The organism is Aeromonas sp. 600527, assembly GCF_049175415.1.
GTDB classification, from domain to species: Bacteria; Pseudomonadota; Gammaproteobacteria; order Enterobacterales; family Aeromonadaceae; genus Aeromonas; species Aeromonas veronii_A.
The window spans coordinates 95,161-119,585 of sequence record NZ_JAAKVA010000006.1 but is presented as its reverse complement, the minus strand read 5'-3'; the positions used below and the strand labels follow the sequence as shown (position 1 = coordinate 119,585).

Here is a 24,425-nt window from a genome sequence, read left to right as displayed (position 1 = left end):
CCGCGGCGCCATGAGGCACTATCCCCATGGCGCCGCAGGATCACGGCTACTGCTGCCCCGATTTAAGGTGACGCGGCCGAATGCCCAGCAGCAGCAACACCACGGCATAGACCGCAGCCCCCAGCGACAGCAGCATGGTCAGCTGCAAACTGGCCTTACCCATGCTCCATGCACCCCACTGAGCCAGATCCGGCGACAGATAGGCGAGCACGCCCCCCATCAGCACGCTGGCGACCAGCAGCTTGAGGCAGAACACGCCGGTATGGCGGGAGGGACGATAGACGCTCTGCTGGTACAACCCCTTGAACAGCAAAGCCGCATTCAGAGTACCCGAGCAGGCGGTCGAGAGCGCCAACCCCACGTAACCGAGCGGGTAGATGAAGATGAGGTTGCAGACCATGTTCGCAATCATCGACATCACCCCGATCCGCACCGGCGTTTTGGTGTCCTGACGGGCGTAGTAACCGGGCGCCAGCACCTTGATCAGCATCAGGGAGAGCAGACCGGTAGTGGAGGCCAGCAGGCTGGCGCTCGACATGCTCACTTCATGCAGGCCGAACTCGCCGCGCATGAACAGCACCCGCAAAATGGGCTCGCGCATCACCGCAATGCCTATCATGGCGGGCAGGCCGAGCAGCATCACCATCCGCACCCCCCAATCCATGGTGCGGGAGAAGTCCGCCGGATCGGCATCCACATGCTTCTTCGCCAGCGCAGGCAGGATCACGGTACTGATGGCCACTGCAAACAGACCGAGGGGGAACTCCAGCAGGCGATCAGAGTAGTAGAGGTAACTGATGGCACCGGTCGCCAGGAACGAAGCCAGCATGGTGTTGACCAGCAGGTTGATCTGGCTGACCGAGACACCGAACAGGGCAGGGATCATCAGGGTGCGGATCTTCACCACCCCGGGGTGATGCCATCCCCATTTGGGCCATACCAGCATGTTGATTTGGCGCAAAAAGGGGTACTGGAACAAAAACTGCACCAAACCGCCCAAAAAGACACCAATCGCCAGCGAGATCTCAGGTTTGTCCATCAGCGGTGCAATCCACCAGGCCGCCGCAATCATGGTGATGTTGAGAAACACCGGCGTAAACGACGAGACCGCAAAGCGGCCGAAGGTGTTGAGGATGGCCCCCGCCATGGCGGTAAAGGTGATGAACCAGAGGTAGGGGAAGGTGATTTTGAGCATCAGACTGGCGAGCTCGAACTTCTCGGCTGCAGGGCCGCCATGCAGCCAATCCCAGAACCAGCCCCAGCCAAACAGCGCGGTCAGTACACCCGAACCGAGCACACCAAGCAGGGTGACCACAGTCACTATGCCCCCCAGCGTGCCCGCCACAGCGGCCAACAATTCACGCACTTCCCCCTCATCGCCATTTTTCTTGTACTCCGTCATCACGGGAACAAAGGCCTGGTTGAAGGCACCTTCGGCGAACAGGCGACGCAGAAAGTTAGGAATGCGATTGGCAAAGAAGAAGACGTCTGCGGCCACCCCGGCACCGAGCAGATTGGCGATGACCACATCGCGAACCAAGCCCATTACGCGGGATGCCAGCGTCATTCCGGACACTATCATGCCGGATTTGATCAATTTCTTACTCAAGACGAGGCCTCTGGAACTGTCAGAATGAAAAGAATGCTGCTAGAATCGGCCGACAGTTTAACCGTCTCCCTACTGACACACCACCGGGAGGCGGTGTTTATTTGCACAAATCATTTGACATTATGTGGTTGGAAGGGCATATTTCCGGGCCTTTTCAATACACTCGCTAAGACAGTTTTAGGAGTTTTACCTTGGCTAACATCAAATCTGCTAAGAAGCGCGCTCTTCAGTCAGAAAAACGCCGTCAGCACAACGCCAGCCGTCGTTCCATGACCCGTACCTACCTGAAGAAAGTCATCGCTGCTATCGCCTCTGGCGACAAAGCTGCCGCGACTGCCGCTTTCGCTGTTGCTCAGCCGATCATGGATCGTATGGCGACCAAAGGCCTGATCCACAAGAACAAAGCTGCTCGTCACAAGAGCCGCCTGTCTGCCCAGATCAAAGCTATGGCTTAATCAGCAACTGCTGATAAAAGCTGAAAAAACCGGCCTTAGTGCCGGTTTTTTATTTATCTGCGCTGCAATACAGTCGATGCAGCAAGCTGATCATTTCACGCACCTCATGGCTGCGCAGCGAATAGTAGACCGTCTGGGCCTCTTTGCGCGTCGTCACCAGCTCATCCCGCCGCAGCAGCGCCAGATGCTGTGACAAGGCCGACTGACTCAATCCCAAGCGCTCGTTAAGCTCCCCTACCGACAGCTCCCGCTCCAGCAACTGGCACAGAATAAACAGCCGTCGTTCGTTGGCTAGCGCCTTGAGCAGTGCCACAGCCCGACTCGCATTGGCTTCCATCTCTTCAAGTTGCATCACATCTCTCCTCTGCCACTGATCGCCGATGATACGTGGTGACGCGCCGTTTTAAAACGACAGGGTGGCAGGCTGGATAGCGGAGAAGTTCTCCTGGCCGGAAAAGAGAAAGGTAAAATCGCTCTCGCAGACCCGCTTCACCGCCGGATGCTGGATCATCCGCTCGGCGAAGATGACGTAATACTCCTCCATCAGATCCTGGGTTTCCCCGATCAGCATCACCCCCTCCCCCTCGAGGATCTCCTCCCGATAGATGGTGGGGGCCATGAAGATGCCCTGATTGAAGAAGCCAAACGCCTTCATCAAGGCGGCATCATCAAACTCGCCAAGAATGCTGGGGGAGACACCCTGCTGCTCGAACCACTGGGTCAGCTGACGCCCCATGGCGGTACGGCGACCGGGGATCAGCAGCTTGCGCTCCTCCAGACAGGCAGGAAAGGGCTTCTCAGGCAGCGGCGCCTTGCAGAAGAAGCTGACGCCACAGCCGCCCAGCCGTTTGGAGAGCAGCCCCGCATGCTGGCTGGAGTCCACCGGACAGTCGGAGAGGATCATGTCGAGCTTGTGCTCGCTCAGCTGTTCCAGCAGTAGTTCGTGGGTCGATTCAAAACAGCGCAGATGGATGGAACCATCATTGGGGATGACAGAGAGCAGCACGCGGCTGGCAAGGCGCTTGGAGAGGGCATCGGCGATGCCGACGTCGAACAGGATCTGGCTCTCCTTGCGGTAGTTGACGATATCGAGCATCTCGTAGGAGAGGCTGAACATCTTGTCGGCATAACGAAACACCAGCTGGCCCAGCTCAGTCGCCTCAAGAGAGCGCCCCTTGCGTTTGAGCAGCTTGCCCCCGAGGCGCTGCTCCAGCAGCTTGATCTGACCGGTGACGGTTTGCGGGGTCAAAAAAAGGGCTTCCGCTGCCTGGGTAACGGAGCCCTTCTTCTGAGTCATCCAGAAATAGTAGAGATGGTTGTAGTTAAGGTGTGACATCCGATGGGGTTCCCGCTTGACGCGGACTCCGGTAGCAGCTGAGTTCAACCGCCAGAATGTCATACATGTCGCTAACCGAGTCAACCTTGTTCGCGCCAAACTGCTCCATCAGACTGGCCTTGAGGCGTGCTTTGTCCGGCATCCGGTCAGCGCAATAACGCTTGTTGGAGCGTTTGACCATCTCGCCAGCCCGGCTGCTCAGCGCCCGCTCGGAGAAGGTCTCGCCAAAGCGCGCCTTGGCCTGCTTGTCCCCCAGCAGCAGGGCGCTGTCTACCACTCCGTTCAGATAGGCAGAGCAGTTCGCCGAAGTGGCGTCCTGCTTGCAATCCTCCAGCCCGCCGGCCCATGCCGCGGGGCTCAACAACAGCATCAACAACCCTGTATGCAGCTTCATAGTCCCTCCGTACTCTGTTCCCCTTCACCCTTGGGAAGGGCCATGCGCAAGGCCAGATAGCCGACTACCGCCGCCATGGTAGAGCCCACCAGGATCCCGAGGCGAGAGTAGCTGCCGTAATCCAGCCCACCGTGCTCGAAGGCGAGCGACGCGATAAACATCGACATGGTGAACCCGATGCCACAGAGGATGCTGACCGCAAAAATCTGCTTGAAGTTGACCCCGGGCGGCAACTGGGCGATGCCCAGCTTGACCGACAGCCAGCTGATGGTGAACACCCCGAGCGGCTTGCCGATAAACAGCCCCAGCATGATCCCCATGGGTACCGGACTCAGCAGGGAGGAGAGACCAATCCCCTCCAGCGATACCCCTGCGTTGGCAAAGGCAAACAACGGCAGGATCAGATAGGCACTCCAGGGGTGCAGTTGATGCTCCAGATACTTGAGCGGCGAGGCGTAACGCTTGCCGTTAAGCGGAACCATAAAGCCCACCACCACACCGGCCAACGTCGCATGGACACCAGACTTGAGCACCGCCACCCAGAGCACCAGACCGACCAGCATGTAGAGGCTGATCCGATCCTCACCACGGCGATTCATCCAAAGCAGGGTGAGGGTTGCCAGAATACCGACGGCCAGCGCCTCCAGCGACAACTGCTGGGTATAGAAGAGCGCGATGATAATGATGACGCCGAGGTCATCCATGATAGCCAGCGCCAACAGGAATACCTTGAGGCTCACCGGCACCCGCTTGCCGAGCAGCGCCATCACCCCGAGGGCAAAGGCGATATCGGTCGCAGCCGGAATTGCCCAGCCAGCACGCGCCACTTCATCCGAATAGTTGAAAAAGGCGTAGATCAAGGCCGGAGCCAGCATGCCGCCAACCGCCGCAATAGCCGGGAAGGTCGCCTGAACCCGGGTCGAGAGCGCCCCCTCCAGCATTTCACGCTTCACTTCCAGACCAACCAGCAGGAAGAAGATCGCCATGAAGCCATCGTTGATCCAGAGCAGCAGCGGCTTGTTGATGTCGAGGGCCGCGATGCGCACCTGCACCGGCGTGTCGAGAAACGCCTGATACCCGCCAGCCAGCGCGGTATTGGCTAAAATCATTGCCAGCATGGCAGCCATGATCAGAATAATTCCGGAGGCGGCCTCCAGCTTCAGGAACTTTTTGATTACGTCACTCATGGTTAATTTTTCCACAAAATTACTTGAATTTAAGTCTATAGCCTGCAACAACCAATGGAAAATCGTTTCTTGCAGCCAAAAACATCGGAAAAATCGAAAGCAAAATAGAACTGGCCTACCTATAACAGGTTTTTGCCTGCGTCATATTCACAACTAAGTTAGCCAATAATGAGATTTTTAAATGTTTTTATATATAAAAAAAGGCGCCTCATGGCGCCTTTCTGTCAGATGGCGACGGGCGCCTTGATGCCGGGATGGGGGTCATAACCCTCGATCTCGAAATCCTCGAACTTGTAATCGAAGATGGAGTCAGGTTTGCGCTTGATCACCAGGGTCGGCAGCGGGCGCGGCTCGCGGGATAGCTGCAGCGCAGTCTGCTCCATGTGGTTGGAGTAGAGGTGCACATCACCGCCAGTCCAGACGAAGTCACCCACTTCCAGATTGCACTGCTGGGCCATCATATGGGTCAGCAGGGCGTAGCTGGCAATGTTGAACGGCAAGCCGAGGAACACATCACAACTGCGCTGATAGAGCTGGCAGGAGAGCTTGCCGTCCGCCACATAGAACTGGAAGAAGGCGTGGCAGGGAGCCAGCGCCATCTTGTCCAGTTCGCCCACGTTCCAGGCGGATACGATGATACGGCGCGAATCCGGGTTGTGCTTGATGTCATCCACCGCCTTCTGGATCTGGTCGATGACAGAGCCGTCGGCCGCAGGCCAGGAGCGCCACTGAGCACCGTAAACCGGCCCCAAATCGCCATTTTCGTCGGCCCACTCATCCCAGATGCTGACGCCGTTTTCCTTCAGATAGGCGGTATTGGTATCGCCATTGAGGAACCAGAGCAGCTCGTGAATGATGGAGCGCAGGTGGCACTTCTTGGTGGTCACCAGCGGGAACCCCTCCGCCAGATTGAAGCGCATCTGATGGCCGAACAGGGAGATAGTACCGGTGCCGGTACGGTCAGACTTGACGGTCCCCTCATCGAGGATTTTCTGCATCAGGTCGAGATAAGCTCGCATTATTTCGCCTCCTTCACGGCATTACCGAACAACTGCGGACGCTTGTAGGCGGCCCAAATCATCAGGGCACCGGCGATAATCATCGGGGTGGAGAGGATCTGGCCCATGCTGATCTCCTGGAAGTAGAGACCGAGCTGGCTGTCCGGCTGGCGCACAAACTCCACCAGGAAGCGGAACAGGCCGTAGAACAGCAGGAACATGCCGGAGATGGCGCCGCGCGGTGGGTTCTTGCGCCAGAACAGGTTGAGGATGATGAACAGCACCACCCCTTCCAGTGCGAACTGGTAGAGCTGGGAGGGATGACGCGGCTCGGGGCCGGCCTCCGGGAAGATGATGGCCCAAGGCACATCGGTGACCCGGCCCCACAGCTCGCCGTTGAGGAAGTTGCCGATCCGGCCAACGCCGAGACCGAACGGAATGAGTGGTGCCACAAAGTCGGCCACGGTGAAGAAGTGGCGCTTAGTTTTGTGGGCAAACCAGATCATCGCAGTGATCACCCCGATCAGCCCACCGTGGAACGACATGCCGCCGGTCCAGATCTTGAACAGATAGGTGGGATCCGCAAGGAAGAGATCGAAGTTGTAGAACAGCACGTAACCGACACGGCCACCGAGGATTACCCCGAGGAAACCGTAAAACAGCAGATCCGACACCTCGTTGCGGGTCCAGCCGCTGTTCGGTGCATCGGCGCGACGGCCGGCAAGCCACATGGCAAACGCAAAACCGAACAGGTACATGAGACCATACCAGCGTACCGATAGTGGTCCCAAACTGAATGCTACGGGATCAATCTGCGAGAAAACCCAATATCCATCGTGCTGCATATGCGGCCCCAGTCAAAATAAAAGCCGCATTTTCCGATCATTCGTCAGCAGGGACAAGGCATGATTATCAATCACTCTGTTTCGATTTATGACCGGCTCGTAGCAAACCGCCCAAACCATGTTCCTCCAGATAGCGGGCAAACAGGCCGCGCAGTACGTGGGGGTTGTCATGTTTGAGGCCATCGGCCATCAGTTCGGTCAACTCGCTCAGGGTGGATTGACGCAGCACGTACTTGATCCGGGCGATGTTGTGGGTGTTCATACTGAAGCGGCGATAGCCCATGGCCAGCAGCAGCAATACACCGACCGGATCACCGGCCAGTTCGCCACACACCGACACCGGCTTCTGGTAGCGGTGGGAAGCATCAACCAGCTGTTGCAGGGCACGGATCACCGCAGGATGGAAGGCGTCGTAAATGTTGGCAACCCTAGAGTTGTTGCGATCCACTGCCAGCAGGTACTGGGTCAGGTCATTGCTGCCCACCGACCAGAAGTCGACGAGCGGCGCCATCTCCGGCAAGATAAAGAGGGCTGAGGGCACCTCGATCATCACCCCGAGACTGGGGTAGCGGATCACTGCATCGCGGCTCGCCGCCTCTTCCGACACCTCCCGCCACGCCTGATCCAGCAGACGACGGGAGGCTTTGATTTCGCTAACGCTGCTGATCATCGGCAGCATGATGGCCAGATTGTCGAGTCCTTCGCTGGCCCGCAGCATCGCCTTGAGCTGCACCAGAAACAGTTCGGGGTGATCCAGGGTGATCCGGATCCCCCGCCAGCCAAGGAAGGGGTTTTCCTCGACGATGGGGAAATAGGGTAACGGCTTGTCGCCGCCCACATCCAGCGTCCGCATGCAGACCGGCCGGTTGCGGTAGGTCTCCAGAATGCCGCGATAACGGGCAGTCTGTTCCCACTCGGAGGGGAAGCTCTCCTGCAGCATAAAGGGGATCTCGGTGCGATAGAGACCCACCCCGTCCGCCAGCTGGTTGAGGGAGATCTCGGTATCGGCACTGAGACCTGCGTTGAGCAGTAGGGAGACCTTGGTGCCATCGGCGGTTTCGGATGGCAGGTTGTCGACGCTGCGCACCAGGGTATCGAGCGCCCGCTCTTCGCTCAGCAGCTGACGATACTCGGTCAGGATCAGCTGATTGGGCTCGATGAAGAGATCACCGCTATAGCCATCGACCACCAGCATGCGACCACCAATGTCACCAAGGGGCAGATCGACCCCCATGATGGCGGCAACACCCATGGCACGGGCCAGAATGGCAGCGTGGGAGTTGGTCCCCCCCTTGAGCGAGACCACCCCGGTCAGATACTCGCGGGGCACTTCCGCCAGAATGGTGGCCGTCACCTCGTCGGCGACCAGCACCACAGGCTCACCGATCGAGATATGCTCCGGCTCGTTCTGCACCAGTCGGCTGATCAGCCGCTGGGCGATATCTTTCACATCGGTGGAGCGCTCTTGCAGGTAGGGATCCTTCATCCCCTTGAACTGCTCGATCAAGCGATCGCTGATGAGCTTGACCGCAGATACCGCAGTCCAGTGCTCCTTGCTCACCTTGTTGCGAATGGGCTTGATGTAGCCAGGATCGTTCAGCAGATGGAGGTAGATGTCGAAGATCGCCACCGAATCCTGGCTGTAGCTCTCACGAAAACGCAGCGCCAGACTCTCCAAGTCGTGCCGCACCTCCTCAACCGCCAGCTCCAGCCGCGCCAGCTGGCTGGCATGGTCTTCATCCTTGCGCGGGGTAATGGACGAGAGCGCCTTGCGGGGCCGCCACACCCAGGCCTTGGCCATGGCGATGCCGCTGGCACCGGCAATACCGCGTAACGGCTTGCTCCAGTCGGTCTTCTGCAGCCACCCCTTGGCCTGCGCCTGGGCGATCCGCGCAGCCAGCTGGGCCGCCAGGGTGACCATGAAGGACTCTTCCCCCTCATCGAAGCGGCGGCTCTCCTTCTGCTGCACGACCAGAATGCCGACCACCTGACGCTGATGCATGATGGGGGCACCAAGGAAGGAGCGGAACGCCTCTTCGGCAACATCGGGCAGGAATTTGAAACTGGGATGCGCGGGAGCATCAGCCAGGTTGATCAACTCTTCCCGCTGACCCACCAGACCGACGATGCCCTGCTCGTAGGGCAGAGTGACCTTGCCGACCGCGGACGGGGCTAAGCCGTCGGTAGCCGCCAAGCGATAGCGGCGCACCTCGGGTTCCGAGACATAGACGGAGCAGCAGTCCACTGCCATGGCGTGCCGGGTCTGGCTCACCAATGCTTGCAAGGCCTGCTCGAGGGTATTGGCCTCGGCCATGCTCTCGACGATACGTCTCAGTTCCGTTAACAACTAATCTGTGCTCCTTAACGGGCGCGGTTGCGCCGCCCATCCTTCTTGTTGACCTGCACTACCGGCACTGGCATCGCCAGCGGGGCAAACTCTTTCATGACCCGGCGGTAAACCTCCCGCTTGAACGAAACGACCTGACGCACCGGGTACCAGAAGCTGACCCAACGCCAGTCGTCAAATTCGGGATGGCCATGACAGCCGAACTGGATCTGCGACTCCTTGCCCGGATTCAGCTGTAACAGGAACCATTTTTGTTTTTGGCCAATACAGACCGGTGAACTGTCCCAGCGGACAAGACGTTTGGGTAAACGGTACTTTAGCCAGTTACGACTGGTGGCCATGATGGTCACATCTTCGGGCTTGAGGCCAATCTCCTCATACAGCTCTCGATACATGGCCTGCTCTGGCGTTTCACCATCATCAACCCCCCCCTGCGGAAACTGCCAGGAGTGCTGCCCATAGCGTTTAGCCCACAACACTTGTCCTTCACGGTTACAGATCACGATACCGACATTGGGACGAAATCCGTCGCCATCAATCACGTGATCACCTTATAAAGGCTGAATCTATAAGGAGATTGTTCCACATTCACCCCGTGGCAGCAAACAAGGAGTGAATCCCCTGTTTCATGAATAACTTTCAATTTCAAACATACTTATAAACAAATCCAAGGATCCGCTCCCCCAAGTTGCCCACCCAGACTGTGTATAAAGCTGTTAGCAAACGGGTATATACAGTACTTTTTAACTGTACGCGAAAAGTGACTCTCCGCATCAACATGCAACATGACATATAAAAAACTATTATTTTACATTGTTTTAGGACATGACAACTGGATCTAGATCCATGTCACTCCACGCGCCAGATCCATGATCCGGATTGTGAACAAGTTCAACTGCTCAAAGATCCACCTCGGCGAAATTATCCACAGGAGTGGCACAATATCTACCCCGTTAACCCTGTAAAAATGGGGTGGCATTCACAATTTTTTGTAACATACCCGCGACTCCACCCACTTTCATCCACTTATCCAAGATTTCTGTGGATAACTGTGTGTAACATCATGCACAAACCCTTGGACAACTATTTCGAGGTCAAACCAGACTTGGAAGAGTGCTCGATAAAATAGACAAAATCCTTTAAAATCATAATGATGAGATGTCATCCCCTAAATTTTCTGCATTTGTTCTTATCCACTCAGGATCGGTTATAAAAACAGCGATCCTTCTCGGGATCCTCCCCTGTTAGAATATGGCGAGCAAGATGGAGCCAACTATGTCAAGCAATCCCCGATCCGAGCAGGAGTTATTGAGCCGCGCCTATGCCATGGCGGGCTTCACGCTGGCGCAGCTGGCCGCCGAGGCTGGCGCCGTGGTGCCCAAAGACCTGCGCCGTGACAAGGGCTGGGTCGGTCAATTGATCGAGCTGCAACTGGGAGCCAGCGCAGGGAGCAAGCCGGAACAGGACTTCCCGGAGCTGGGGATCGAACTCAAGACGATCCCCGTGGATCCTCAAGGCAAACCGCTGGAGACCACCTTCGTCTGCGTCGCCCCGCTGATCGGCGTCAGCGGCCAGCGCTGGGAGGAGTCCAACGTGCGCAACAAGCTCTCCCGGGTGCTCTGGATCCCGGTGGAAGGCAGTCGCGAGATCCCGGTTGGCGAGCGGCGGGTCGGCATGCCGCTGATGTGGAGCCCGAATGAAGAGGAAGATCGACTACTGCGTCAGGACTGGGAGGAGCTGATGGACATGATAGTGCTGGGAGAAGTGGAGCAGATCAGCGCCCGCCACGGCCAGGTGATGCAACTGCGGCCCAAGGCGGCCAACAACAAGGCGCTGACTCGCGCCATCGGCCGCGATGGTCAACCCATCATGACCCTGCCCCGCGGCTTCTATCTCAAGATCGACTTCACCCACAGTTTGCTGCAACGCTATTTTGCCTTGCCGACTTGATCTGCCTTATCAACATCTTTGTCATATGGTGGTATAAAAATAGACAGGAGCCATTTTTAACTCACAGACAAGGAGGCGTCATGCCACTGATCAAACAGTTTTTGAAGTCCAAGCCCGAGGTCAAGGTGACCTTTGCCGTAGAGAAAGAGGCGGCTGCAGGAGCGGAACAGGTGATGCTGATCGGCGAGTTCACCCAGTGGCAACCGGTCGAGCTGAAACGCATGAAGAGCGGCGAGTTCAAAGCCACCCTCAATCTGCCGACCGACGGCCCGGGATACTTCGAATATTGCTACCAGCTCATCACACCGGCAGGGGAAACCCTCTACGAGAATGACTGGGCAGCGGATGACTATGTGCCAGGCCCCTTCGGGCGCGACAACTCGGTAGTTCGGGTCATCCAGTAACGGCTCCCAGATAGCCAATAGACGGATACAAAAAAGGCTCGCCATTGGCGAGCCTTTTCACTACCTGTCGAGCTATTTGCCGACATACCGACACCAATTCGAATCGAATTAGTTGAGCTTCTCTTTGATACGAGCAGCTTTGCCGGACAGGTTGCGCAGGTAGTACAGTTTGGCGCGGCGAACATCACCACGACGCTTCAGTTCTACACTGTGGATCAGCGGAGAGTGAGTCTGGAATACACGCTCAACACCTTCGCCGTTGGAGATCTTGCGAACGGTGAAAGCAGAGTGCAGACCGCGGTTACGCTTGGCAATAACGATGCCTTCGAAAGCCTGCAGACGCTCTTTACCACCTTCTTTAACACGAACTTGAACACGTACAGTGTCGCCCTGGGCAAAAGCCGGGATGTCGGTACGCAGTTGCTCTTGTTCAAGCTGCTGAATAATCTTGCTCATTGTCTTTCCTTACCTAGGATAAACTGAAAACTCTACTTAACGCTGTCACGCACTTCGCGGACATACTCGGCAAGAAGTGATTCTTGCTCGTCAGTCAGAGCTAGGTTGTTAATAAGTTCCGGCCTTCTTTGCCAGGTTCGTCCGAGCGACTGCTTGAGACGCCAGCGTCGAATCACTTCGTGATTGCCGCTTGTCAGCGCCTCGGGCACCGCCAATCCATCCAACACCTCCGGCCGAGTGTAGTGGGGATGATCCAGCAAGCCATCCGTAAAGGAGTCCTGCTCGGCACTGGCCTGATCACCCAAAACCCCAGGGACCAGACGCGAAACCGCATCGATCAGGGTCATGGCAGGCAACTCGCCACCACTTAACACGTAATCCCCGATAGACCACTCTTCGTCGACTTCGGTTTGTATCACGCGTTCATCGATACCTTCGTATCGACCGGCTACCAGAATCAGTTTCTGATTCGTCGCCAACTCGGTTACGCCCGCTTGAGTCAGCTTGCGTCCCTGAGGAGAGAGATAGATGACTTTCGCCCCGTCTCCCGCCGCTTGCTTGGCTGCATGAATCGCGTCACGCAGCGGCTGAACCATCATTAACATGCCGGGCCCACCACCATAAGGACGATCATCGACCGTACGGTGTTTATCGTGGGTAAACTCCCGGGGGTTCCAGCACTCAATTTGCAGCAGGCCACTCTTGACGGCCCGACCCGTTACCCCGTGCTCGGTAATGGCTCGGAACATTTCAGGGAAGAGGCTAATGACCCCAATCCACATAAGAAACCTCCGGCACCCGTGTTAGCGCGGGAAACTAGAAACCAGGATCCCAATCAACTTCGATTGTTCGAGCAGTCAGATCAATATTCTTGATCACCTGCTCTTCCAGGAACGGAATCAACCGCTCCTTTGCACCAAAGGCATCTTTTACATTGGCCTCAACCACCAACACATCGTTGGAGCCGGTTTCCATCAATTCGGTCACCTTGCCTAGGTCATATCCCTTGGTGGTCACTACCGAGCAACCAATCAGGTCACGCCAGTAGAACTCGCCATCAGGCAACGCAGGCAATAGATCAGCGGGTACGCCGATCTCGACATTGGTCAATGCCAGGGCATCTTCGCGCACATCGATACCATCGAGTTTGCAGATCAGACCCTTGTTGTGACGTTTCCAGGATGAAACCCGAATTTCACGCCACGCCCCGTTCTGATTAATCAGCCAGGGGTTGTAATCGAAAATCGCTTCGGCAACATCGGTGAAGGAGTTCACTTTAAGCCAGCCCTTGATGCCGTAAACGGTCCCCAGGGTGCCCAGAACTACAGGTTTTTCCACCTTAACTCCTTACCGTTTGGCTGATTAAGCAGCTTTGGCAGCGTCTTTGATCAGCTTGGCAACGCGCTCAGAAACAGCGGCACCAGTAGCAACCCAATGCTCGATACGAGCCAGGTCCAGGTTCAGCTTTTCAGCCTGACCAGAAGCAACCGGGTTGAAGAAACCAACGCGCTCGATGAAACGACCGTCGCGGGCGTTACGGCTGTCAGCAACTACTACCTGGTAGAACGGACGCTTTTTCGCGCCACCACGTTGTAAACGAATGGTTACCATATCGTCCTCATTAACATCTAATGAACAAGGCCCGCAAACACGCGGACCCTAGCTTAAAATAAGCCGCATAATTCTACTTGGATTCGTAATAATTGCAACTAAGCCAGCCATTTTTTGCGCAGGGCTGCAATGAAAAGGGCCTGCAACTCGCAGACCCTCGCTCAATACCTAACTCCGGATAATCAGAACGGACCGCGACCGCCACCAAATCCCGGTGGCAGCATGTTCTTCATCTGGCTCATCATTTTGCGCATGCCGCCCTTGCCGGACATCTTCTTCATCATGCGCTGCATCTCTGTGAACTGCTTGAGCAGCTTGTTCACGTCCTGCACCTGCATGCCGGAACCTGCAGCGATGCGACGCTTGCGAGAGCCCTTGATGAGGTCGGGATAGGCACGCTCTTTCGGCGTCATGGAGCTGATGATGGCCTCCATCCGCACGGTGAGTTTGTCATCCATCTGATCCTTGATGTTGTCCGGCAGGCCGGACATGCCCGGCAGCTTGTCGAGCATACCCATCATGCCGCCCATGTTGCGCATCTGGGCCAACTGCTCGCGGAAGTCCTCGAGATCGAAGCCTTTACCGCTCTTGACCTTGCTGGCCAGCTTGGCCGCTTTCTCTTTATCGACGTTACGCTCGACTTCCTCGATCAGCGACAACACATCGCCCATGCCGAGGATACGAGAGGCGAGGCGATCAGGGTGGAACGGCTCCAGTGCATCGGTCTTCTCGCCCATACCGATAAACTTGACCGGCTTGCCGGTGATATGGCGTACCGACAGCGCGGCACCGCCACGGGCGTCACCGTCCGCCTTGGTGAGGATCACACCGGTAAGGGGCAGTGCTTCATTAAATGCCTTGGCGGTATTGGCAGCATCCTGACCAGTCATGGCATCCACCACGAACAGGGTCTCGACCGGCTTGATGGTGGCGTGCAGATCCTGGATCTCGGCCATCATCTCGCTATCGACGTGCAGACGGCCGGCGGTATCGACGATCACCACGTCATAGAATTTCTTGCGCGCCTGATCGATGGCGGCGGTGGCGATGTCGACCGGCTTCTGGCTGGCGTCACTCGGGAAGAAGTCGACGCCGATGTCACCCGCCAGGGTCTCCAGCTGCTTGATCGCTGCTGGGCGATAAACGTCAGCACTGACCACCAGCACCTTCTTCTTGTTGCGCTCTTTGAGCAGCTTGGCCAGTTTGCCGACCGTGGTGGTTTTACCGGCACCCTGCAGACCGGCCATCAGGATAATGGCGGGCGGCTGGGCAGCCAGATTGAGCTGCTCGTTGGCCTCACCCATTACGGTGACCAGTTCGCCGTGCACAATCTTGATGAACGCCTGACCCGGGCTCAGGGATTTGGCCACTTCCTGGCCGACGGCACGCTCCTTGACGCGAGCTACGAAATCACGCACCACCGGCAGGGCGACATCCGCTTCGAGCAGCGCCATGCGGACTTCGCGCAGGGTTTCCTTGATGTTCTCTTCGGTCAGACGGCCGCGGCCACTGACATTGCGCAAGGTGCGCGAGAGTCGTTCAGTCAAATTCTCAAACATGACGCATTCCGGTTCTTGGCGTTGTAAATGGAGGGCATTATAACCCAGAGCAGCCGCGAGGACGATTATTCACCGCGGAGCCACTCATCGATGCTTCGTCCCTATATATGGGCAGATCGGCCATTGCACAACTGGCGAGCACATCTTGTGCAAGGTATACTGCTCCTCTTGTATCCCTAAATGCTTGTGTAACAACGACCTGGTTATGATCGTGATCTCTGTTCTGGCCCTGGCGTTTTATCTGCTGGCCATCATCGCCTCACTGCACCTGCTGCTCAATGCCAAACAAGTCGGGCACGCCCCCCTGTTTGCTTGCGTAGGACTGGCGCTGGTCGCCCATGGTGCGTCTGTTGCCAGTGAAGTAATGGTGACCCATTCAGGTCAAAACCTGAGCATGCTCAACGTCGCCTCGCTGGTGAGTCTCATCATCAGCTGCTTCATGACCTGCGTCACTCGTCGCTTCAACGGCTGGATCCTGCTGCCGGTAGTGTACAGCTTCTCGGCCCTACTGCTGGCTGCCAGTGCCCTGATCCCGGGTCGCTACATAACCCATCTGGAGGCCCATCCCCAGCTGCTGCTGCACATTGGCCTCGCCCTGATGGCCTATGCGGTATTAATGATCGCCTGCCTGTTTGCGTTGCAGCTTGCCTGTCTGGACAAGCAGCTTAAATCTAGAAAAATCAGTAACCTGCCAGCGATGCCGCCACTGATGACGGTAGAGAAGCGGCTGTTCCAGCTTATCTCTGCGGGGGTGCTGCTGCTGACCCTCTCCATCGCCTCCGGCCTCTTTTTTCTCGAAGATATGTTCGCCCAAGGCAAATCACACAAGGCGGTACTCTCCATTCTGGCCTGGTGTGTATATGTTCTGCTCTTGTGGGGTCACCACACCTATGGCTGGCGCGGTCGCAAAGTCATCACGCTGAGTCTGATCGGCAGCTTCATCCTGACCCTTGCCTACTTTGGCAGCCGCTTCGTCAAAGAAGTGCTGTTGAGCTGACATACTTAGCCATACCACCCAACAGGAGCCCTTTTTGGACAGTATCTCAACGAGCACATTACTGATTGTTCTCGTTATCTTGATCCTCTTATCCGCCTTCTTCTCCAGTTCCGAAACCGGTCTGATGTCCATCAACCGCTACAAGCTGCGGCACTTGGCACAGACCAAACACAAAGCCGCACGTCGCGTCGAGCAACTACTCGCCCGCCCCGATCGCCTGCTGGGACTGATCCTGATCGGCAACAATCTGGTCAATATCCTCGCCTCTGCCATCGCCACCATCGTCTGTATCCGGCTGTTTGGTGATCTCGGGGTCGCCATCGCCACCTTCGGCTTGACACTGGTTGTTCTGGTATTCGGTGAAGTGACACCAAAGACGCTGGCCGCCATGTTCCCGGAGAAGATCGCTTATCCCGCCTCCTGGATCCTCAAGGGACTGATGGTGCCGCTCTCGCCGCTGGTCTGGCTGATCAACGGCATCACCAGCGGCCTGCTCAAGATGCTGAAGATCAATCCCCACAAGGATGACTCCCTCAATACCGAGGAGCTGCGCACCATCGTCAACGAGGCAGGCAACCTGATCCCCAAGCGTCATCAGGAGATGCTGCTCAGCATCCTTGATCTCGACAAGATGCTGGTCGAAGACATCATGGTACCGCGCAGCGATATCTACGCCATCGACATCAACGATGACTGGAAAAGCATCCAGCGCCAGCTGGCTCACTGCGCTCACACCAAGATCCTCCTCTATCGCGACAATATCGACGACGTTGTCGGCTTTTTACACGCGCGCGATGCCCTGCGGCTGGTAGCCAGGGACCAGTTCAACAAATCGAGTCTGTTGCGGGAAGTGGACGAGATCTACTTCATTCCGGAAGGAACCCCACTTAACGTGCAGCTGGCCAAGTTCCAGCGCAACAAGGAGCGAATTGGCCTGATCGTCGACGAATACGGCGATATTCAGGGGTTGATCACCCTGGACGATATTCTGGAAGAGATCGTGGGGGACTTCACCACCTCCATGACGCCAGCGCCGAGCGACGAGATCCATCCCCAACCGGACGGCTCCTTCCTAGTGGAAGGCTCAGCCAGCATCCGTGAGCTGAACAAGGAGATGAACTGGCACCTGCCCATCGACGGCCCGCGTACCCTCAACGGTCTGATCCTCGAATATCTGGAGGAGATCCCCCAGCCCAACATAGGTATCCGGCTTGCTGGCTATCCTATCGAGATCCTCGATGTAGAGAATAACATGGTGAAGATGGCGCGGATCATGCCGGCATCGTACCGGGCGGAATCGGATTCGCAAGATTGAAAAAGGGCTGCCAGTGGCAGCCCTTTTCTATTGCTCATAGTCATTGCTCATCTTCATCATCCGGCTCCAGCACCAGCGTCGGGATCAACTCGCCGAAGACCCGTTGCAGCTCGTCACGGTTGGCCAGCAGGTCTTGCAGCGTATAGCTGTCCATCACCGCCAGAAACGCATCCATCGCCTCTTTCAGCGCACTCTTGAGCAGACAGACAGAGACGATGTGGCAAGCGGGCGAGCCGCAGTCAATGCCGTCCAGATTGCCTTCCAGCGCCCTGATCACCTGCCCGATATTGATGGTGGCGGGATCGCAAGCCATACGAATACCGCCATTCTTGCCCCGCTGGGATTGCAGATAGCCCAGCTTCACCAGCTGATTGACCACCTTCACCATGTGGTTGCGGGAAACACCATACAGGGCCGATACCTTGGCAACGCTCGACAACTCCCCTTCCGGCAGGGTGGCAAGATAGAGCAGGGCTCTCAATCCGAAATCTGTATAACTGGTTAGTCTCATAAAACCTGATTAGCGCGATGCGAAAAGTGGAGTATTGATTCAAATCAAATAAACATCTAGGATGCCACTTATTAAGTGACATTTTATATGTTCAATTAGAGCGAGGCCTCTATGCTAGATCAAACCACCGTTGCCGTCATCAAAAGCACCATCCCGCTGCTCGAATCGGCAGGCCCTGCCCTCACCCAGCACTTCTACCAACGGATGTTCAGCCATAACCCGGAGCTGAAAGATATCTTCAACCTGGCCCACCAACGCAGTGGCGGCCAGCCGCTGGCCCTGTTCAATGCAGTCGCCGCGTATGCAAAGAATATCGACAATCTGGGAGCGCTCGCCGGTGCGGTCGAGCGGATTGCGCACAAACATACCGGATTCCTGATCCAGCCGGAACAATATCACATTGTAGGTAGTCATCTCTTGGCCACGCTCAAAGAATTGGGCGGAAGTGCGGTCACCGACGAGGTGCTGGAGGCATGGGGCAAGGCGTATGGCGTGCTGGCAGACATCTTCATCGGCCGCGAGCGAGAGATCTATCAGGAGAAGGCAAGCCAGGATGGCGGCTGGCAAGGAACCCGCACCTTCATCATCAAGGAGAAGCGGGCCGAGAGCGCCCTCATCACCTCCTTCCTGCTGGCGCCGGAAGATGGCAAGCCGGTATTGACCTTCAAACCGGGCCAATACCTCAGCATCAAGCTGGTTCACCCCGAGCTGGAATATCAGGAGATCCGCCAATACTCGCTGTCCGATGCACCCAATGGACAGGATTACCGCATCAGCGTCAAACGCGAGCCACAGGGTCAGGTCTCCAACCTGCTGCACGATCACCTACAAGTGGGTGACAAGATCGAGGTGATGCCCCCCACCGGTGATTTCTATCTGAAAGCCGACAGCCATACCCCGGTTGTACTGCTCTCCGCCGGTGTCGGCGTGACGCCGATGATGAGCATGCTCAACCAGCTGCTGGCGAGCGGCCATCAGGCTGATGTCACCTGGCTACACGCCTGCGAACAGGGCGCTGTACACGCCTTCCGGGAGGATATTCAGCAAAAATCCCGCCAACATACCAACTTGCTGAGTCGGATCTGGTATCGGGAGCCGGAGGCCAGTGATGTACAAGGTGAAGATTACGACCTGGCCGGCACCATGGATCTGACTGCAGTGACGGAGCGCATCACGCCAGAGGCCCACTACTACTTCTGTGGCCCCGTCGGCTTCATGCAGGAGATCAAGCGGCAGCTGCTGGCGGCTGGAGTACCAGCCGGGCAGCTCCATTACGAAGTTTTTGGCCCCCATCAAGATCTCTAAGGCGCGGGCAGCCATATAACAGAGGGAGGTTCCGGCCTGTCATGGCACGGCGGCTGGAACCGGACCCACAGGTGCAGACCTGTGGGTCATTTTTTTGGATCAGTGCATTGCCTTGGCGCGGGCCACCACGTTGGCCGGCATCCGGTTGCCAAGACGGTTGAGCAGACTAGCCGCCTTCTGGTGTAGCGCCTTGTCACCGATGACGGAGCCATGGAGCCAGCGATAGGCGTCCTCATAATCGAGCGGACTGCCCATCCCCTGCAACAGCATCTCGACCCACTCGATGCGGGCCCGCAGAAAACCGAGGCTGGCCGCCTCACGCATCAGGGTCTCGGCTCGTACCAAATCCTTCTGCACCAAAGTTCCTTTCCAGTAGTAGCGGCCCAGCTGCTCCAGCGCTGGCGCCAACCCCTGATTGGCCGCCTCCCACATATATTGCACCCCGAGCTCGGCATTGGGTTTGGTACAGACACCCCACGCCAGCATATCCCCCCAGAGGAATTGATAGGCCGGGATCTTCATCACCGAGGCGCGCGCTTCGATATCCTGAGTCAGCTGACAACGATCCTGCTTCACCTGAGTGAGGTGACGCCCCTGCTCAATCCAGTTGAGCAGCTCGTCCTGACGATAGAGCGGCACCGCCTGCAACTCGCCTGCGGCCAGAGGTGCGGGAGGCGCAACCACAGCGGCAGGCTCCGCCGGTTTTGGCAGCGGCGCGGCCCCCTCGCCACTGCTGGCAACGGGTGTGACCGGCTCAGCCGGAAGCAAGACGGGGACAGCCTCAGAGGGCGCAGGCTTAGCAGCAGAGACAGGGGCCGCCACCGCAGCACTGCTTGCGGTCGGTGCCGATGCACTTGCTGCAGGCGCATCGCTCGATACGGCAGCCGATACCGCCTCGGCACCATAGAGAGGCGCGGTGAATGCACCGACAAGAACGAGAAGGGTAAGGGGTTTCATCATAAAGATCTCCTGCTGCACTCTGTTATCGGCACCAAGCCCCATCCCCTTAGCCTGCCGGGCGGATCTCATCAATACAAAAGGGAGCCGAAGCTCCCTTGTTGGCACGGTTGACCCGCTTACTTGACGAAATCGACACCCAGCTGGATATCGGCTTTAAGGGTAGCCAGCATGCCTTCCATCGCTTCCTGCTCGAAGACGCTCAGCTTGCCGTAATCCAGTACGGTTTCGACGCCGTTCTTGCCCAGCAGTACCGGCTGCGCGAAGAAGGTGGCGTGCTCGCCATTGCCTTCCACGTAGGCGCACTCAACAACGTTGGCTTCGCCCTGCAGACCCTTGATAAGGGAGAGACCAAAACGGCAAGCCGCCTGACCCATGGAGAGGGTTGCGGAACCGCCACCGGCCTTGGCTTCCACCACTTCGGTGCCAGCATTCTGGATACGCTTGGTCATTGCAGCCACTTCTTCAGCAGTGAAGGAGGCGCCTTCAATCTGGGAGAGCAGCGGCAGAATGGTGACGCCACTGTGACCACCGATCACGTTGACGCGTACCTTGTCGATGTTCAGCCCTTTGGCGGCGGCCACGAAGGTCTCGGCGCGGATCACGTCCAGAGTAGTAACGCCGAACAGGCGACGCTTGTCATAGACACCGGCTTTCTTCAGCACTTCGGCGGCGATGGCCACAGTGGTGTTGACCGGGTTGGTGATGATGCCGATCAGTGCTTTCGGGCAAGTGGCCGCGCACTTCTCGACCAGATTCTTGACGATACCGGCGTTGATATTAAACAGGTCGGAGCGATCCATCCCCGGCTTGCGTGCCACACCGGCGGAGATCAGCACTACATCAGCCCCAACCAGCGCAGGAGTCGGATCTTCACCGCAGAAGCCCTTGATGGCGACGTCGGTAGGAATATGACTGAGGTCAACGGCCACACCCGGGGTGACCGGGGCGATGTCATACAGGCTCAGCTCGGAGCCAGCCGGCAGACGGTTTTTCAACAGCAGAGCGAGGGCTTGACCGATGCCACCAGCGGCACCCAGAACGGCAACTTTCATGATCAACTCCATGTTTAAGCGTAGGTTTAAGGTTGTTTGTTGTTGTGCGCCCAACCTTAATGGATCCCCCCATAAAAAACAATCTGATAACAGTTGCAGTCACGGGTTCTGTGAGCCACGAAACATGCGGGAGCAAAAATTGGAGGGAAATACAAAAAGTTGGAGGAGAAGCACAGTTTTTCTGCACTTGTCCTGACCATAAAGAGGTAGATCTGAGGGATCTCAGGATTGGAATGCCAACGCCCGTTTTTCACACCAGCGAAAACCAATTGTTAACAATCCGTTCATCGCTAGATAAAGCCCGCCAGCCACCCCGAACACCGCCAGGGTATCGTAGGTCTGGGCGTTCAACCCCTGCGCCAGCCCCATGATGTCCATGATGGTGATGGTACTGGCGAGGGAGCTCCCCTTGAGCACCAGGATCACCTCGTTGGAGTAGGCAGGCACCAGATGACGGGCGGCGTGGCGCACCTTCATCCACAAGGTCTGGCGGCCGTTAAAGCCAAGCGCACGACACGCCTCTACTTCACCGGCCGGGATGGCATCAAGCGCCCCCTTGAACAACCGGGTGGAATAAGCCGCTGTGTTGAGACCCAGCGCCAGCACGGCGCAGAACCAGGGCTGCTTGAGCAACGGCCAGAGCGGGCTGGCTTTCAGCCACTCAAACTGGCCCGGCCCGTAGTAAATCAGGAAGATCTGGATAAGCAGCGGCGTGCCGGTAAAGAGCAGCACCCACAGCTGCACCAGCTGGGTCGCCACCGGTAGGCGCAGCTCCAGCACCCAGGTCATCAGGGCCGCCAGCACAATCCCCAGCAGCAGACTGAACAGGGTCAGCTCCAGCGTGGTAACCAGACCGCCCAGCAAAGTGACGAGATACTCTTGCATCAGTTAGCCTCCGTAGCGGCGGGTGTAGCGGGCAGCCAGCCCGAGGCCGTACTCGCTCACCAGACTGATAGCCAGATAGATGAGGGCTGCGGCAGCATACCAGGTAAAAGGTTCATAGGTACTGGCCGAGGCCATCTGCGCCTGACGCATCATCTCGTTGACCCCGATAAGCGACACCAGCGCGGTATCTTTCAGCAATACCAGCCACTGGTTGCCGAGGCCCGGCAAGGCGTGGCGCCACGCCTGCGGCAACACGATGCGAAAAAAGATGTGGCTCTTGCTCAAACCCAGCGCCAGCGCCGCCAGCCGTTGACCTGAAGGCACCGCATTGAGCGCCGCCCGCAGGGTCTGGGTCGCATAGCTGGCGAACAGCAGGGAGAGCGCCAGCACGCCACAGGCAAACGGGCTGAACTCCACATACTCGCCAGTGATGAGGAACAACACCTGGGTCGAGCCGAAGTAGATGAACAGCACCACCAGCAACTCGGGCAGGCCACGGATCAGCGTGGTCAGGGTGACCACCGGCCACACCAATGCACGCTGCTTGCTGAGCTCGGCGGCACTGAACGCCAGTGCCAATACCATGCCCCCGACCAGTGATGCCAGGGCCAGCCCGAGGGTCATCCAGGCTGCATCCAACAACAGGCTCAACATGGCTTACTGCGCGAAGTATTTGTCGAAGATTTTCTGATAGGTGCCGTTGGCCTTGATCTCGGCCAGCCCCTTGTTCAGCTGGGTCAGCAGCTCCTGATTGCCCTTGGCGACCGCGATGCCAAAGCCGGTACCGAAGTACTTGGCATCAGTCACCGGCGCACCCACCACCGCATACTCCTTGTGCTGCTTCAGCCAGTCGGCAGCAACGGCAGTATCGGCAAAGACACCGTCGGTACGGCCATTCATCATGTCGAGGAAGGCGCTCTGGTAGCTGGCGTACGGCACGGTCAGCAGACCCTTGCTCACCCAGTTATCCACCAGATAGGACTGGTGAGAGGTACCGTTCTGCACGCCGACCGTCTTGTCGACCATCTCTTCCGGCCCCTTGAAGGCCCCTTTCTTGGCGACGAATACGGCCGAATTCTCGTAATAGATGTCGGAGAAGTCGACCTGAGCGGAGCGCTCCGGGGTCACGTCCATGGCGGCGATGGCGGCATCATAGCGACGGAATTTCAGGCTGGGGATGAGGCTGTCAAAGGCCTGATTGTGGAAGCTGCACTCTAGCTTGGCCTGCTCGCAGATGGCGCGCGCCAGATCGATGTCAAAACCCTGAAACTCGTTCTTGTCATCCAGGTATTCGAACGGTGCGTAGGTGGCCTCGGTGGCGAACTTGATCTCTTTGGCCATGACTGAGGTACTCAACAGGCCCATGGCAGCAACCAACAACAGACTCTTTTTCATGACAGCTTCCTTATCGATTCAATATCAATGCATCAAGAATTCGGCAAACCGGCTGGTTTGCGGGGATTGGAAAATGGCAGCGGTGCCGGATTCGATGATCCGCCCCTTCTCCAGATAAATCACCTGGCTGGCTACCTTGCGGGCAAAGTCGACCTCGTGGGTCACCACCACCTGGGTAATGCCGGTCTGGCTCAAGTTGCGGATGATCTCGGCCACCTCTTTGGTGATCTCGGGATCGAGGGCTGCTGTCGGCTCGTCAAACAGCAGCACTTCCGGGTCCATCATCAGGGTACGGGCAATGGCCACCCGCTGCTGCTGACCGCCAGAGAGACGGGCAGGCCAAGCATCGCGCTTGTCGGCCAGTTGCAGCTGGGCCAGCAGATAGGCCCCCTTCTCGATGGCGGCCTCCTTGCTCATGCCAAGCACCTTGACCGGCGCTTCGATGAGATTCTCCATCACGGTGAGATGTGGCCAGAGATTGTACTGCTGGAACACCATCCCCACCTTGCGACGCAGCAGTTGGGACTGGCGGTTGAATTCGGCAGCAGAGAGGGAGTTCGGGAAAGAAAATTCACTTTCGCCAATCCGCAGAACACCCGCATCCGGGGTATCCAGCAGGTTCATCATCCGTAGCAGAGAACTCTTACCAGCACCGCTCGGGCCCAGCAACACCAAGGTTTCACCGGGCGATGTCCGAAAGCTGACCTGTTGCAGAACCGGCACCTTGTGCCAGGACTTCTCGACACCTATTAATTCAATACCCATACAGCCCAATTGAATAAGTTTTCAAAATTTCGTCCTGATTCTATCCCTTATAAAGGTTGATGCAAGCCATTTTTGAATCAATATGCAGA

Annotated in this window: 27 protein-coding genes; 6 read left to right on the top strand and 21 right to left on the bottom strand. The window is 57.2% G+C overall.

The annotated features are described in order from the left end of the window. Nucleotides 1-46: 46 nt before the first annotated feature. Nucleotides 47-1,609, bottom strand: coding sequence for a murein biosynthesis integral membrane protein MurJ (gene murJ, locus G5154_RS10085; RefSeq protein WP_337073211.1), 1,563 nt, complete (start codon nt 1,607-1,609; stop codon nt 47-49). Nucleotides 1,610-1,800: 191 nt separating this feature from the next. Here murJ and rpsT point away from each other — a divergent pair, with 191 nt between their 5' ends. Next, nucleotides 1,801-2,064 carry a 30S ribosomal protein S20 gene (gene rpsT, locus G5154_RS10080; RefSeq protein WP_005308808.1) on the top strand — a complete coding sequence of 88 codons (264 nt, stop codon included), beginning with the start codon at nt 1,801-1,803 and terminating at the stop codon, nt 2,062-2,064. A gap of 49 nt (nt 2,065-2,113) precedes the next feature. Here the strand turns inward: rpsT and G5154_RS10075 are convergent, their stop codons facing one another. From G5154_RS10075 to rppH, 8 genes are all read right to left on the bottom strand, one after another. Then, a complete protein-coding gene (locus G5154_RS10075; RefSeq protein WP_005341367.1) occupies nt 2,114-2,416 on the bottom strand; it encodes an ArsR/SmtB family transcription factor in 303 nt (100 codons plus the stop codon). A 51-nt stretch (nt 2,417-2,467) separates the two neighbouring features. Continuing rightward, nucleotides 2,468-3,400 carry a transcriptional activator NhaR gene (gene nhaR / locus G5154_RS10070; protein ID WP_005340434.1) on the bottom strand — a complete coding sequence of 311 codons (933 nt, stop codon included), beginning with the start codon at nt 3,398-3,400 and terminating at the stop codon, nt 2,468-2,470. Continuing rightward, complete coding sequence (locus tag G5154_RS10065; RefSeq protein ID WP_005348920.1) at nt 3,387-3,794, bottom strand: hypothetical protein; 408 nt, start codon at nt 3,792-3,794, stop codon at nt 3,387-3,389. The genes nhaR and G5154_RS10065 overlap by 14 nt, the downstream gene beginning before the upstream one ends. Next, nucleotides 3,791-4,981 (bottom strand): Na+/H+ antiporter NhaA, encoded by a 1,191-nt coding sequence (nhaA, locus tag G5154_RS10060; protein WP_157161451.1) that lies wholly within the window; start codon nt 4,979-4,981, stop codon nt 3,791-3,793. The genes G5154_RS10065 and nhaA overlap by 4 nt, the downstream gene beginning before the upstream one ends. Nucleotides 4,982-5,205: 224 nt before the next feature. Continuing rightward, on the bottom strand, nt 5,206-6,000 hold the full coding sequence (thyA, locus tag G5154_RS10055) for a thymidylate synthase (RefSeq protein WP_421250760.1): 795 nt from the start codon (nt 5,998-6,000) through the stop codon (nt 5,206-5,208). Next, the gene (gene lgt / locus G5154_RS10050) at nt 6,000-6,824 is read right to left on the bottom strand and encodes a prolipoprotein diacylglyceryl transferase (RefSeq protein WP_031227775.1); all 825 of its coding nucleotides are present in this window, start codon (nt 6,822-6,824) and stop codon (nt 6,000-6,002) included. Before lgt ends, thyA begins: the two co-directional genes overlap by 1 nt. Before the next feature lie 67 nt (nt 6,825-6,891). Beyond that, nucleotides 6,892-9,171 carry a phosphoenolpyruvate--protein phosphotransferase gene (gene ptsP, locus G5154_RS10045; RefSeq protein WP_421250759.1) on the bottom strand — a complete coding sequence of 760 codons (2,280 nt, stop codon included), beginning with the start codon at nt 9,169-9,171 and terminating at the stop codon, nt 6,892-6,894. A 14-nt stretch (nt 9,172-9,185) separates the two neighbouring features. Further along, on the bottom strand, nt 9,186-9,713 hold the full coding sequence (gene rppH / locus G5154_RS10040; protein WP_005341374.1) for an RNA pyrophosphohydrolase: 528 nt from the start codon (nt 9,711-9,713) through the stop codon (nt 9,186-9,188). Nucleotides 9,714-10,446: 733 nt separating this feature from the next. Between rppH and mutH the strand changes: the two genes are divergently transcribed. Next, nucleotides 10,447-11,121, top strand: a complete 675-nt coding sequence (mutH, locus tag G5154_RS10035) for a DNA mismatch repair endonuclease MutH (RefSeq protein WP_005341375.1) — start codon at nt 10,447-10,449, stop codon at nt 11,119-11,121. Between the two features lie 80 nt (nt 11,122-11,201). Beyond that, entirely contained in the window at nt 11,202-11,525 is a 324-nt protein-coding gene (locus tag G5154_RS10030; protein ID WP_005348910.1) for an isoamylase early set domain-containing protein, read from the top strand. Between the two features lie 108 nt (nt 11,526-11,633). On the opposite strand, the gene rplS is transcribed toward G5154_RS10030, so the two are convergent. The 5 genes from rplS to ffh all read right to left on the bottom strand — a co-directional run bounded on the left by rplS (nt 11,634) and on the right by ffh (nt 15,151). Then, a complete protein-coding gene (gene rplS, locus G5154_RS10025; protein WP_005313505.1) occupies nt 11,634-11,981 on the bottom strand; it encodes a 50S ribosomal protein L19 in 348 nt (115 codons plus the stop codon). A gap of 32 nt (nt 11,982-12,013) precedes the next feature. After that, nucleotides 12,014-12,763 (bottom strand): tRNA (guanosine(37)-N1)-methyltransferase TrmD, encoded by a 750-nt coding sequence (gene trmD, locus G5154_RS10020; RefSeq protein WP_005340400.1) that lies wholly within the window; start codon nt 12,761-12,763, stop codon nt 12,014-12,016. 34 nt (nt 12,764-12,797) lie between these two features. Next, nucleotides 12,798-13,319 (bottom strand): ribosome maturation factor RimM, encoded by a 522-nt coding sequence (gene rimM / locus G5154_RS10015; protein ID WP_421250758.1) that lies wholly within the window; start codon nt 13,317-13,319, stop codon nt 12,798-12,800. A 24-nt stretch (nt 13,320-13,343) separates the two neighbouring features. Beyond that, a complete protein-coding gene (rpsP, locus tag G5154_RS10010; RefSeq protein ID WP_216952849.1) occupies nt 13,344-13,592 on the bottom strand; it encodes a 30S ribosomal protein S16 in 249 nt (82 codons plus the stop codon). A 182-nt stretch (nt 13,593-13,774) separates the two neighbouring features. Next, nucleotides 13,775-15,151 (bottom strand): signal recognition particle protein, encoded by a 1,377-nt coding sequence (gene ffh, locus G5154_RS10005; RefSeq protein WP_421250757.1) that lies wholly within the window; start codon nt 15,149-15,151, stop codon nt 13,775-13,777. Nucleotides 15,152-15,356: 205 nt separating this feature from the next. On the opposite strand from ffh, the gene G5154_RS10000 reads away from it, so the two are divergent. Then, nucleotides 15,357-16,148 (top strand): cytochrome C assembly family protein, encoded by a 792-nt coding sequence (locus G5154_RS10000; protein WP_041233962.1) that lies wholly within the window; start codon nt 15,357-15,359, stop codon nt 16,146-16,148. Nucleotides 16,149-16,182: 34 nt separating this feature from the next. Next, nucleotides 16,183-17,463 carry an HlyC/CorC family transporter gene (locus tag G5154_RS09995; RefSeq protein ID WP_005341388.1) on the top strand — a complete coding sequence of 427 codons (1,281 nt, stop codon included), beginning with the start codon at nt 16,183-16,185 and terminating at the stop codon, nt 17,461-17,463. A 40-nt stretch (nt 17,464-17,503) separates the two neighbouring features. On the opposite strand, the gene G5154_RS09990 is transcribed toward G5154_RS09995, so the two are convergent. After that, a complete protein-coding gene (locus tag G5154_RS09990) occupies nt 17,504-17,974 on the bottom strand; it encodes an Rrf2 family transcriptional regulator (RefSeq protein ID WP_005340388.1) in 471 nt (156 codons plus the stop codon). 111 nt (nt 17,975-18,085) lie between these two features. Here G5154_RS09990 and hmpA point away from each other — a divergent pair, with 111 nt between their 5' ends. Next, nucleotides 18,086-19,279: an NO-inducible flavohemoprotein gene (gene hmpA, locus G5154_RS09985; RefSeq protein WP_421250756.1), complete on the top strand. Its 1,194-nt coding sequence runs from the start codon at nt 18,086-18,088 to the stop codon at nt 19,277-19,279. Between the two features lie 99 nt (nt 19,280-19,378). On the opposite strand, the gene G5154_RS09980 is transcribed toward hmpA, so the two are convergent. From G5154_RS09980 to G5154_RS09955, 6 genes are all read right to left on the bottom strand, one after another. Beyond that, nucleotides 19,379-19,963: a tetratricopeptide repeat protein gene (locus tag G5154_RS09980; RefSeq protein ID WP_041202422.1), complete on the bottom strand. Its 585-nt coding sequence runs from the start codon at nt 19,961-19,963 to the stop codon at nt 19,379-19,381. Between the two features lie 392 nt (nt 19,964-20,355). Beyond that, entirely contained in the window at nt 20,356-21,291 is a 936-nt protein-coding gene (gene mdh / locus G5154_RS09975) for a malate dehydrogenase (RefSeq protein WP_108541556.1), read from the bottom strand. Between the two features lie 222 nt (nt 21,292-21,513). Continuing rightward, nucleotides 21,514-22,176 carry an arginine ABC transporter permease ArtM gene (gene artM, locus G5154_RS09970; protein WP_005348902.1) on the bottom strand — a complete coding sequence of 221 codons (663 nt, stop codon included), beginning with the start codon at nt 22,174-22,176 and terminating at the stop codon, nt 21,514-21,516. 3 nt (nt 22,177-22,179) lie between these two features. Then, complete coding sequence (gene artQ / locus G5154_RS09965; protein WP_421250755.1) at nt 22,180-22,830, bottom strand: arginine ABC transporter permease ArtQ; 651 nt, start codon at nt 22,828-22,830, stop codon at nt 22,180-22,182. Between the two features lie 3 nt (nt 22,831-22,833). Continuing rightward, a complete protein-coding gene (locus tag G5154_RS09960; protein WP_019445594.1) occupies nt 22,834-23,571 on the bottom strand; it encodes a transporter substrate-binding domain-containing protein in 738 nt (245 codons plus the stop codon). Nucleotides 23,572-23,595: 24 nt separating this feature from the next. Then, complete coding sequence (locus G5154_RS09955; protein WP_416033002.1) at nt 23,596-24,336, bottom strand: ATP-binding cassette domain-containing protein; 741 nt, start codon at nt 24,334-24,336, stop codon at nt 23,596-23,598. Nucleotides 24,337-24,425 lie beyond the last annotated feature (89 nt).